The sequence below is a fragment of the Actinomadura napierensis genome (genome assembly GCF_039529375.1).
Taxonomy (GTDB): Bacteria; Actinomycetota; Actinomycetes; order Streptosporangiales; family Streptosporangiaceae; genus Spirillospora; species Spirillospora napierensis.
In genome coordinates, this window is the sequence record NZ_BAAAMR010000112.1 from 30,275 (window position 1) to 30,779 (window position 505).

Genomic DNA, 505 nt, shown 5'->3' on the forward strand with positions numbered 1-505 from the left:
CCGCCGGTTCGCGGTGCCGGCGGCCGGGTCGTCGCCGACGGCCCCGCCGAGGTTGAGGGAGTCGTAGGGGGCCGTGCTCACGCCGCCGGGGCGCCCGGTGAAGGCGGCGCCGACGCCGTCGCCCAGGGCGACGGTGGTGATCACTTCAGGAAGTCGGGCACGTCGAGGTCGTCGTCCTCCTCGAACACCACCCGGCGCGACGAGCGCTGCCCGGTGGGGGCGGGACCGCGGTCGTTCTCGCCGGCGTGCACCCGGGACGGCGACCCGTCGGCGGACGGACGGGGCGCGGGGGCGCGCGAGCCGGACTCGGCGGAGCCCTGGTCGCGGTCGCCGGGCTGCGGGCCCTGCTGGGACGCCGGCTGCTGCTCGGCGCGGGCCGGTGCGCCACGGGTCTGCTCGCCCGGAGGCGATCCGCCCCGGCCGGCGGCGCGGTCGTCGCCGGCCGATCCGGCGGGACGCTCGGCCTCGGAGCGCGGCGCGGGCGCCGGGACGAGCGCGTGCCCCA

General features: G+C 80.8%; 1 protein-coding gene and 1 pseudogene. Both read right to left on the reverse strand.

Annotation, left to right across the window (positions count from 1 at the left end):
- Positions 1-144, reverse strand: a 144-nt coding sequence (locus ABD296_RS40250) for a laccase domain-containing protein (protein WP_344280415.1), incomplete at its 3' end; no start/stop codon positions are given.
- A pseudogene (locus ABD296_RS40255) lies at positions 141-505 on the reverse strand (hypothetical protein); the annotation flags it as partial. The gene ABD296_RS40250 and the pseudogene ABD296_RS40255, both read right to left, overlap by 4 nt.